Source organism: Pseudomonas rossensis, from assembly GCF_039888995.1.
Lineage (GTDB): Bacteria > Pseudomonadota > Gammaproteobacteria > Pseudomonadales > Pseudomonadaceae > Aquipseudomonas > Aquipseudomonas rossensis.
The window spans coordinates 1-8,416 of sequence record NZ_JBBWCB010000191.1 but is presented as its reverse complement, the minus strand read 5'-3'; the positions used below and the strand labels follow the sequence as shown (position 1 = coordinate 8,416).

Sequence of the window (8,416 nt, the reverse complement as noted above, 5' to 3'; positions counted from 1 at the left end):
TTTGCAACTTCAACCACTTGCGCTTCCGATCTCTCGTTAGCGGGAGGCGAATTCTACAGCGTTACTCGCTGCTGTCAACACCTCTTTTACACCGCTTTCGACCGAGAAGATCGAATCGTCAATTAGGCGAAAACACACTGCCTGATCAACTCCTTCTGGGCTTCGATGACCTGAAGCAACTCGCTGTCGAAAACTGCGTAACTCATTGTTTACCAAGGAGTTTTCCGTTTCGACTGCGCCGGAAGTGGGGCGAATTATAGACTTCCAGAATCTGCCGTCAACCCTTAATTACGCTTTTCTATAAGGATGCTCAAAATCGCTGCTTATATATAGACGCGCCCGCCATGAATGCGCAGTATATTGCCCAATAACACTCTCGCTTCCTACTTCGGACGATGCCACGCCATGAATGACCAACCTCGTAGCCTTGCCTCGACCCTGTTTTCGGTTGGCCTGCTATTGATAGCCATGGCATCAATCCAGTCAGGAGCCTCCCTTGCTAAAAGCATGTTCCCCATTATCGGTGCGCAAGGGACCACCACCCTGCGGCTGATCTTCGCCAGCGTGATCATGATGTTGATACTGCGCCCCTGGCGAGCGAAGCTCACCGCAAAATCCCTGCGCACCGTCATCGTCTACGGAATGGCGTTGGGCGGCATGAACTTCCTCTTCTATATGTCCTTGCAAACCGTCCCCCTCGGTATCGCGGTTGCGCTGGAATTCACCGGCCCACTGGCGGTAGCCATCTATGCCTCACGTCGCGTGATCGACTTTTTGTGGATCGCCCTGGCAGCCGTCGGCTTACTGCTGTTAATACCTATGGGAGAAACGACCGCGGGGATCGATCTGGTAGGCGCCGGTTATGCATTGGGCGCAGGTGTCTGCTGGGCGCTGTACATTCTGTTCGGCCAAAAGGCCGGCGCCGACAATGGCGTGCAGACCGCGGCCCTGGGGGTGATGATCGCGGCACTTTTTGTAGCCCCTATCGGCATCGTCCATGCTGGCGCCGCGCTGCTCACTCCCTCACTGATCCCCGTGGCCATCGCTGTCGCCATTCTGTCCACAGCCGTGCCCTACACGCTGGAGATGGTCGCCCTCACCCGAATCCCGACCCGGACATTCGGCACGTTGATGAGCATTGAACCTGCGATCGGCGCACTGTCAGGCCTGTTGTTTCTCCATGAGTACCTTTCACTGTCACAATGGATGGCCATCATGTGCATCATTCTGGCTTCCATAGGCGCGACCATGACCATGGGGAGTGCAGCCAAGCCTGCTGTCGCTGCAGATTGAGACAGGATTTGACGAGGGTCTGGTATTTGCCGCGCAATTAGGCCATGTTTAGACCCGTAACCCAGTGTCAGACATGGATTTTTCAGATAGGGATATCAGACCGCTTCAAGCGAAAGCGAATGCAGCCAAACCCGGGCGCAAAGATCCGGGGACGCTATAAGGACAGTAATGAAACGAATTTTGATACTGATCGCCGTACTTGCGGTTGCGGGCTGCGCGGCGACATCGAAAACCCAGGTAAAACACGGCAAGAGAGGGCTGCATATCAACTGTTCCGGGCTCTCGTCATCCTGGGACAAGTGCTACACCAGCGCTGCCAACTCGTGCGCTCCCAAAGGTTACAAGGTCATCGCCAAGTCAGGGGACGCTGTGGAAGAACCAGGCGATTACCCGTTCGGTCTCAACCCTGCTGGCTATACCAGCCGCAGCATGATCGTCATTTGCAAATAGATTGATGCCGTCTTGTCACGTTCGTGGACCTGCGATCTGGCGGCCAATCTCATCGTAACTGGACTTCAATACCGCGCGCTGAATGTCCGGCGTGGCCAGCATTCGCGCAATGACCAACGCACCGATACATTGCGACAGAATCGCCCATGCCAGGCTGTCGCTATCCAGAACTTGCGCCCAACTCTTCTGAAGCCGGCAAATCCAGTTCTCCGCCTGCTGACGAATCATCACGTCTGAACGTGCAATCTCAGCCCCCAATGCCGGCAAAGCACAACCGGATTCCGGGTGTTCGACATGAGCCATGCTCAGGTAGTGTTTCAGGCAGCGCTGGAACTTCTCAGGATTCTGATCCGCCCCTAAACGCTCCAGGCTTTGAGACAGCTCACGCTCGACGATTGAAGCGAACAGCTCATCCTTCGACGAAAAGTGACTGTAGAAAGCCCCGCCACTCAAGCCGATCGCCTTCATCAAACCGTCGACACCAACCGTTGAAAAACCAGACTTCTTGGCCGACACCGCACTGCTTTCAAGTAGTTTCTCTTTGGTTTCCAGTTTGTGATTGGCCGAGTAACGCATTGCCTTGCCCTCAGGATTGATCGCCTTGACGCTTGCCGAATCTTAGCATAACGTTCGTTTAGTTAACGATCGTTTAGCAAAGGGATCTACTCATGAATAACAAGAAGGTCGTACTGGTTGTAGGTGCCGGGGATGCCACCGGCGGCGAAATTGCAAAACGCTTTGCGCAGGAAGGTTTTGTGGCGTGTGTCACCCGCCGCAGCGCAGACAAACTCCAGCCGCTGGTGGATGCCATCAAGGCCGATGGCGGTGAAGCCCACGGGTTTGCCTGTGATGCGCGCAAGGAAGAGGACGTGATTGCGTTAGTTGAGCAGATCGAAAGCCAGATCGGCCCAATCGAAGCGTTCGTTTTCAACATTGGCGCCAATGTGCCTTGCAGCATTCTCGAAGAAACCGCGCGCAAATATTTCAAGATCTGGGAAATGGCCTGCTTCTCAGGATTTCTCAACGCTCGTGAAGTGGCCAAACGCATGGCCAAGCGTCAACGCGGGACTATCCTGTTCACCGGCGCTACCGCCGGCCTGCGTGGAGCCTCAGGATTTGCGGCGTTCGCCGGCGCCAAGCACGGGATTCGTGCCCTGGCGCAAAGCATGGCGCGTGAACTGGGGCCGATGAACATTCACGTCGCCCATGTTGTAGTCGACGGCGCCATCGATACCGATTTTATCCGCGAGAGTTTCCCCGAAAAGTACGCGACCAAGGACCAGGACGGCATTCTCAATCCAGAGCACATCGCCGAGAACTATTGGTACCTGCACAGCCAGCCCCGTGACGCATGGACCTTCGAGCTGGACCTGCGCCCCTGGAGCGAACGCTGGTAAGCCGTCCCCCACAATAATAAGCAGAGCACATTGACCATGAGCAAAACCGTGGAGTTCTATTTCGACCTCGGCAGCCCCGCCACCTACCTGGCCTATACCCAACTGCCGAAGATCTGCGAGCGGACCGACAGCCAGTTGATCTACATACCAATCTTGCTGGGCGGCGTCTTCAAAGCCACTGGTAACGCCTCCCCCGCGACCATCCCCGCCAAGGGCCGCTACATGTTCCAAGACCTGGACCGCTATGCCAAGCGCTATGGCGTGCCACTGAAGTTCAATCCCCACTTTCCTATCAACACCCTGATGCTGATGCGCGCCGTCACCGGCATGCAGTTGCGCCATCCCGAACGCTTTCAGGCATTCATCGATTGCCTGTTTCACGCCCTCTGGGTTGAAGGCCGCAGCCTCGATGACCTCGCAACCGTCGCGTCAGTACTGACACAGAACGGTTTCGATCCAAATGAGGTGCTGGCCCTGACCGCCGACGAGGAAGTCAAAGCCGCTCTCAAGGACAACACAGAGAAAGCGGTGCAACGGGGCGTATTCGGTGCCCCGAGCATGTTTGTCGATAATCAGCTGTTCTTCGGCCAGGATCGCCTGGACTTTGTCCTTGAAGCCCTGAGTTAAATCTCGACAACCAACCGCCCCTGCGCAGCTCCGAGGCACTCCGCGAGATGGTATTGGGGGGACTGGGGATTGCGCTGTCGCCGGTTTGGCTGTTCAGCGAGGACTTGAAGGCGGGACGCGTGACAGCGATTTTGCTGGAATACAGCGCCCAGTCGCTGCCGATTCATGCCGTGTCCCCGGCGAATCGTCGCCAATCCGCCAGGGTCAAAGCCTTTGTCGACTACATGAGCCAGGCGCTCGAAGAAGCGCCTGAACTCCAACCGATCAAATAGCCGCAGTGCGGGTGTTCAACCACTCAAGGGCTGCGCCGTCGAGCAACGGGCTCAAGCGCTCGCGCACCTCGGCATGGTAGGCGTTGAACCACTGTTTTTCGTCATCGGTCAGCAGCGACGGTTCCAGGCAGCGAGTGTCGATCGGGCACAAGGTCAGGGTTTCGAACTTCAGGAACTCACCGAACTCGCTTTTGCCCGCCTCACGGTTCAACACCAGGTTCTCGATCCGCACACCCCAGCGCCCCGGACGGTAAGTACCCGGTTCGATGGACGTGATCATGCCCGGCTGCATGGCGGTTTGCGGTGCCGCGGCGGCCTGATAGGCGATGACCTGCGGGCCTTCGTGCACGTTGAGGAAGTAGCCGACGCCATGACCGGTGCCGTGACCGTAATCAACGCTTTCAGCCCAGATCGGCGCGCGGGCAATCGAATCGAGCAACGGCGAGAGAATGCCACGGGGGAACTGCGCACGGGACAATGCAATCACGCCTTTGAGCACCCGCGTGCAATCGCGCTTCTGCTCAGCGGTCGGCGTACCGACCGGCACCATCCGCGTGATGTCAGTGGTGCCGCCCAAGTACTGGCCGCCGGAGTCGATCAACAACAGACCGTCGCCTTCGATCACCGCGTGTTCTTCTTCGGTGGCGTGGTAGTGCGGCATCGCGCCATTGGCGTTGAACGCAGCAATGGTGTTGAAGCTCAGCGATACATAACCCGGACGTCGGGTACGCGCGGCCGTCAGGTGTTCGTCGATGGTCAGTTCGGTGATGCGTTCACGACCCAACGCAGTGTCCAGCCAGGTGAAAAATTCGCACAGGGCCGCGCCGTCCTGCTCCATGGCCTGACGAATGTGCTCGGCATCGGCCAGGCTTTTCTGCGATTTGGCCAACGTCGTCGGGTTCAGGCCTTCGACCAGTTTCACGCCGCTATCCAGGTTATCCAGCAAGCCGGCGGTGACGCGCACCGGATCGACTTGCAGACTCGCCCCGCTCGGTACGGCGAGCAAGGCGGCGGCCACTTCGCTGTAGTCGCGCAGGGTCACGCCGTCCTGTTCGAGAACTGCACGCAGCTCGGCATCGACCTTGCTCAGCGCCACGAACAGGGTGGCCTGCTGCTGGCTGATCAAGGCAAAGGAAACAAACACCGGGTTGAATGACACGTCACCGCCGCGCAAGTTGAACAGCCAGGCGATGTCATCGAGGGTGGCGATGAAGTGCCAGTCGGCACCGCGATCTTTCAAAACCTCACGCAGCTTGGCCAGTTTCTCGCCGCGGCTGACCGTCGCCTGAGGCGGCAGGTGTTGATAGATCGGTTCGTTTGGCAGCGTCGGACGGTCGCTCCAGACTTCGCTCAACACATCGATGTCAGTGCGCAGACGTGCGCCGCGTTCTTCGAGTTTGCCACCCAACGTACGCGCCGAAGCCACGGCCATTACCGCACCATCTACCGCGACGACGCCGCCTTCAGGGGTTTGCTCGGCCAGCCAGTCCAGCGGGCCGGGCTGACCCGGTTGCAGCTTGACCAGTTCGATCCCGCTACCCTTGAGTTCCTTGGTCGCTTGTTCCCAATAACGGCTGTCGGCCCAGACGCCGGCAAAGTCCGGCGTAACAATCAGCGTGCCGACCGAGCCATGGAAGCCCGACAACCATTGCCGCCCTTGCCAGTAACCCGGCAGGTATTCCGAAAGATGCGGGTCGGCCGACGGCACCAGCAGAGCGTGAATGCCCTCCCGGCTCATCAGTTCGCGGGTTTGCGCCAGGCGTTGGGGCACCGATCCATTGATCGAAGGCTGCGTACTCATCATGTCTCCTGCTAATTACTTCATCATTATTGTTGAGTACCGATCAACGCCGGCACTTTCAGACCTTATTGCCAAAATGCCGGAGCACTGGCGCAGGCCGCTTTAATCAGGTGTACCGCTTGGTCGATGTCTTGCTCGGTGGTGAACCGGCCGAGACTCAAGCGAATGGTGCGACTCGCCGAACGGGCGTCATGCCCCAAGGCCAGCAGCACATGGGAGGGCGCATTGCTGGCGGAGTTGCAGGCCGAGGTCGCGGAAAACGCGATCGAAGTGCTCAACGCCGCGGAATTGAACTCACCTTCGTTGAAGGTCAGGCTCAAGGTATGAGGGATGCGCTGGGTCGAACTGCCATTGAGGCGAACGCCGGGAATACTCAGCAGCTGTTCGAGCAAGCGCTCGCGCAACCGGACGATCATGGCTTTCTCTTCATCGAACGAAGAGGCCGCCAACGCGAACGCCACACCCATGGCAGCGATTTGGTGAGTCGCCAGGGTGCCGGAACGCAAACCGCCCTCGTGACCACCGCCGTGAATCTGCGCCTGCAAACGCTGCTGCGCGCGCGGCCCGACGTACAGCGCGCCGATGCCTTTTGGGCCGTAAATCTTGTGGGCGGAAAATGACATCAGATCCACTGGCAACCGGGTCAGATCGATCGCCACTTTGCCTGCACCTTGAGCCGCGTCGACATGGAACAACGCATCGCGTGCACGCACGATTTCGCCGATAGCCGAGATGTCGTTGACCGTGCCCAGCTCATTATTGACCAGCATCAGCGACACCAGAAAGGTGTCTTCGCGCATCGCTTCGCTGACCGCTTGCGGGGTAATCAGACCCTCGGCGTCAGGCACCAGATAAGTCACCGCAACACCGGCATCCTGCAACTGCTTCGCCGTGTCGAGAATCGCTTTGTGTTCGATCTGGCTGGTGATGATGTGGCCGCCAGAAACGCCGCGAGCCTGGGCCACGCCCTTGAGGGCAAGGTTGTTCGATTCAGTGGCGCCGGAGGTCCAGACGATCTGCTCCGCCTGGGCGCCGACCAGGTCGGCGACCTGGCGCCGCGCCTGCTCGACCGATTGCCGGGCCTGTTGACCGAACGCATGGGAGCTGGACGCCGGATTGCCGAAGTTGCCGGTAAAACCCAGACACTCGACCATGACCTTGATGACTCGCTCATCCACCGGCGTGGTGGCGGCGTAGTCGAAATACAGAGGACGTTTATTCATAGAAGACTCGCAGAGCATGTTCCGGGATCAGGAGGCTCGTCACTGAAACGTCAAAGCGCAGCCTCGTGAGCTGCGCCGATCGTACAGAGCGTTAGAAATACCTGATCGGAGGCCGTTAAAGAAGAACAACTTCATTTAAAAGTGCGTAGGAACGCTCCTGAAGTCGAGCTTAACAGGCATCGGGCAACCGGTTGAAGCAATGCGTCAGCTGAAGCTTTCGAGCAACAACGGATACAGCGAAGCCACGAGCAGCAAGGCCATGCCCCAGTTGAACAGCCGCAACCAGCGGCGATCTTTCAGCACGTTGCGCAACAACGTGCCACAGCCTGCCCAGACACTGACGCTCGGCAGGTTGATCAAGGCGAACACCGCCGCAATCACGATCACGTTGGTGAAATAACCCTGCATTGGCGTGTAGGTGCTAATGGCACCGATGGCCATGATCCAGGCCTTGGGATTGACCCACTGGAACGCTGCGGCGCCCAAATAGCTGGTTGGCTTGCTCTCGCCCTTTTCACTCTCGGAAACCGGTCCTGACTGGGCAATCTTCCACGCCAGATACAACAAATACGCAGCGCCGACGTAACGCAGCACGCTGTAGAGCAAAGGATAGGTTTGAAACACTGCGCCCAAGCCGAAACCTACCGCCACGACGAGCACGAAGAAGCCGCAGGTAATGCCAAGCATGTGGGGAATGGTGCGGTTAAAGCCGAAGTTCACGCCCGATGCCAGCAACATCGTGTTGTTGGGGCCGGGAGTTATCGAGGTGACAAGCGCAAACAGGGCGAAGCCCAGCAGCAAATCGAGCGAGAGCGTCATGGGTGGCAGTCCATTGGGGTCAGTCAGGTGTTGACCCTATCGCAGCCCTTAAGGGAAACCCATGGACAGTTACGTGAAACTTCAAGCGGTACAGTTTTCGATCAGCTAGGACGACCGTGAAGCTGTACAGCACGTTCGGCGTTCATCTCGCCTTGTTTGTCGAAACTGAACGATTTTTGCGGTTGACCGAGCAATTCGGCTTTTTTCGCGTGGTATTCGTCGAAGGACAAACCGCGACGATTCAAGTCTTCCAACGCCAGTTCCTTGCTTTCTTCGGCGGTGTACGGCCGCAATTCCGGTGAAACATGGCTGGCACATCCAGCGAGAACGGAGACCGCGAGCAGCAAGAAAGTGGCGATTAGAGGTTTCATGTCTGGCGTCCTGGCATCTGAGTTCGGGGCAATGAACACAGGCTACCCGCACCCTTCGACGGGCAGAAATCAACGCTCTCGATAGTGGGTATCAGGGTTGGCCAAGATCAAAAGATCGCAGCCTTCGGCAGCTCCTACAAAGTCCTTTTATATACCGATAAGA

At 57.9% G+C, this 8,416-nt stretch carries 9 protein-coding genes and 1 pseudogene; 5 read left to right on the top strand and 5 right to left on the bottom strand.

The features are described 5' to 3' along the window. Positions 1–405 precede the first annotated feature (405 nt). Both rhtA and WLY71_RS28190 read left to right on the top strand, forming a co-directional pair. Positions 406–1,293, top strand: a complete 888-nt coding sequence (rhtA, locus tag WLY71_RS28195) for a threonine/homoserine exporter RhtA (protein WP_347806171.1) — start codon at positions 406–408, stop codon at positions 1,291–1,293. 168 nt (positions 1,294–1,461) lie between these two features. Beyond that, entirely contained in the window at positions 1,462–1,743 is a 282-nt protein-coding gene (locus WLY71_RS28190; protein WP_008156219.1) for a hypothetical protein, read from the top strand. A 15-nt stretch (positions 1,744–1,758) separates the two neighbouring features. Here WLY71_RS28190 and WLY71_RS28185 read toward each other — a convergent pair whose 3' ends face one another. Beyond that, positions 1,759–2,319, bottom strand: coding sequence for a TetR/AcrR family transcriptional regulator (locus tag WLY71_RS28185; RefSeq protein ID WP_347806170.1), 561 nt, complete (start codon positions 2,317–2,319; stop codon positions 1,759–1,761). A gap of 92 nt (positions 2,320–2,411) precedes the next feature. On the opposite strand from WLY71_RS28185, the gene WLY71_RS28180 reads away from it, so the two are divergent. From WLY71_RS28180 to WLY71_RS28170, 3 genes and pseudogenes are all read left to right on the top strand, one after another. Beyond that, positions 2,412–3,140, top strand: coding sequence for an SDR family oxidoreductase (locus tag WLY71_RS28180; protein ID WP_347806169.1), 729 nt, complete (start codon positions 2,412–2,414; stop codon positions 3,138–3,140). A 36-nt stretch (positions 3,141–3,176) separates the two neighbouring features. Beyond that, positions 3,177–3,767, top strand: coding sequence for a 2-hydroxychromene-2-carboxylate isomerase (locus WLY71_RS28175; RefSeq protein WP_347806168.1), 591 nt, complete (start codon positions 3,177–3,179; stop codon positions 3,765–3,767). A gap of 26 nt (positions 3,768–3,793) precedes the next feature. Then, positions 3,794–4,039, top strand: a pseudogene (locus WLY71_RS28170) (LysR substrate-binding domain-containing protein); the annotation flags it as partial. Here the strand turns inward: WLY71_RS28170 and WLY71_RS28165 are convergent. The 4 genes from WLY71_RS28165 to WLY71_RS28150 all read right to left on the bottom strand — a co-directional run bounded on the left by WLY71_RS28165 (position 4,032) and on the right by WLY71_RS28150 (position 8,253). Beyond that, positions 4,032–5,840, bottom strand: coding sequence for an aminopeptidase P family protein (locus WLY71_RS28165; protein ID WP_347806167.1), 1,809 nt, complete (start codon positions 5,838–5,840; stop codon positions 4,032–4,034). The pseudogene WLY71_RS28170 and the gene WLY71_RS28165 sit on opposite strands and share 8 nt — an antisense overlap. 65 nt (positions 5,841–5,905) lie before the next feature. Continuing rightward, complete coding sequence (locus WLY71_RS28160) at positions 5,906–7,063, bottom strand: aminotransferase class V-fold PLP-dependent enzyme (RefSeq protein ID WP_347806166.1); 1,158 nt, start codon at positions 7,061–7,063, stop codon at positions 5,906–5,908. A 204-nt stretch (positions 7,064–7,267) separates the two neighbouring features. Continuing rightward, positions 7,268–7,882 carry a LysE family translocator gene (locus WLY71_RS28155; RefSeq protein WP_347806165.1) on the bottom strand — a complete coding sequence of 205 codons (615 nt, stop codon included), beginning with the start codon at positions 7,880–7,882 and terminating at the stop codon, positions 7,268–7,270. 101 nt (positions 7,883–7,983) lie between these two features. Further along, positions 7,984–8,253: a hypothetical protein gene (locus tag WLY71_RS28150; protein ID WP_347806164.1), complete on the bottom strand. Its 270-nt coding sequence runs from the start codon at positions 8,251–8,253 to the stop codon at positions 7,984–7,986. Positions 8,254–8,416 lie beyond the last annotated feature (163 nt).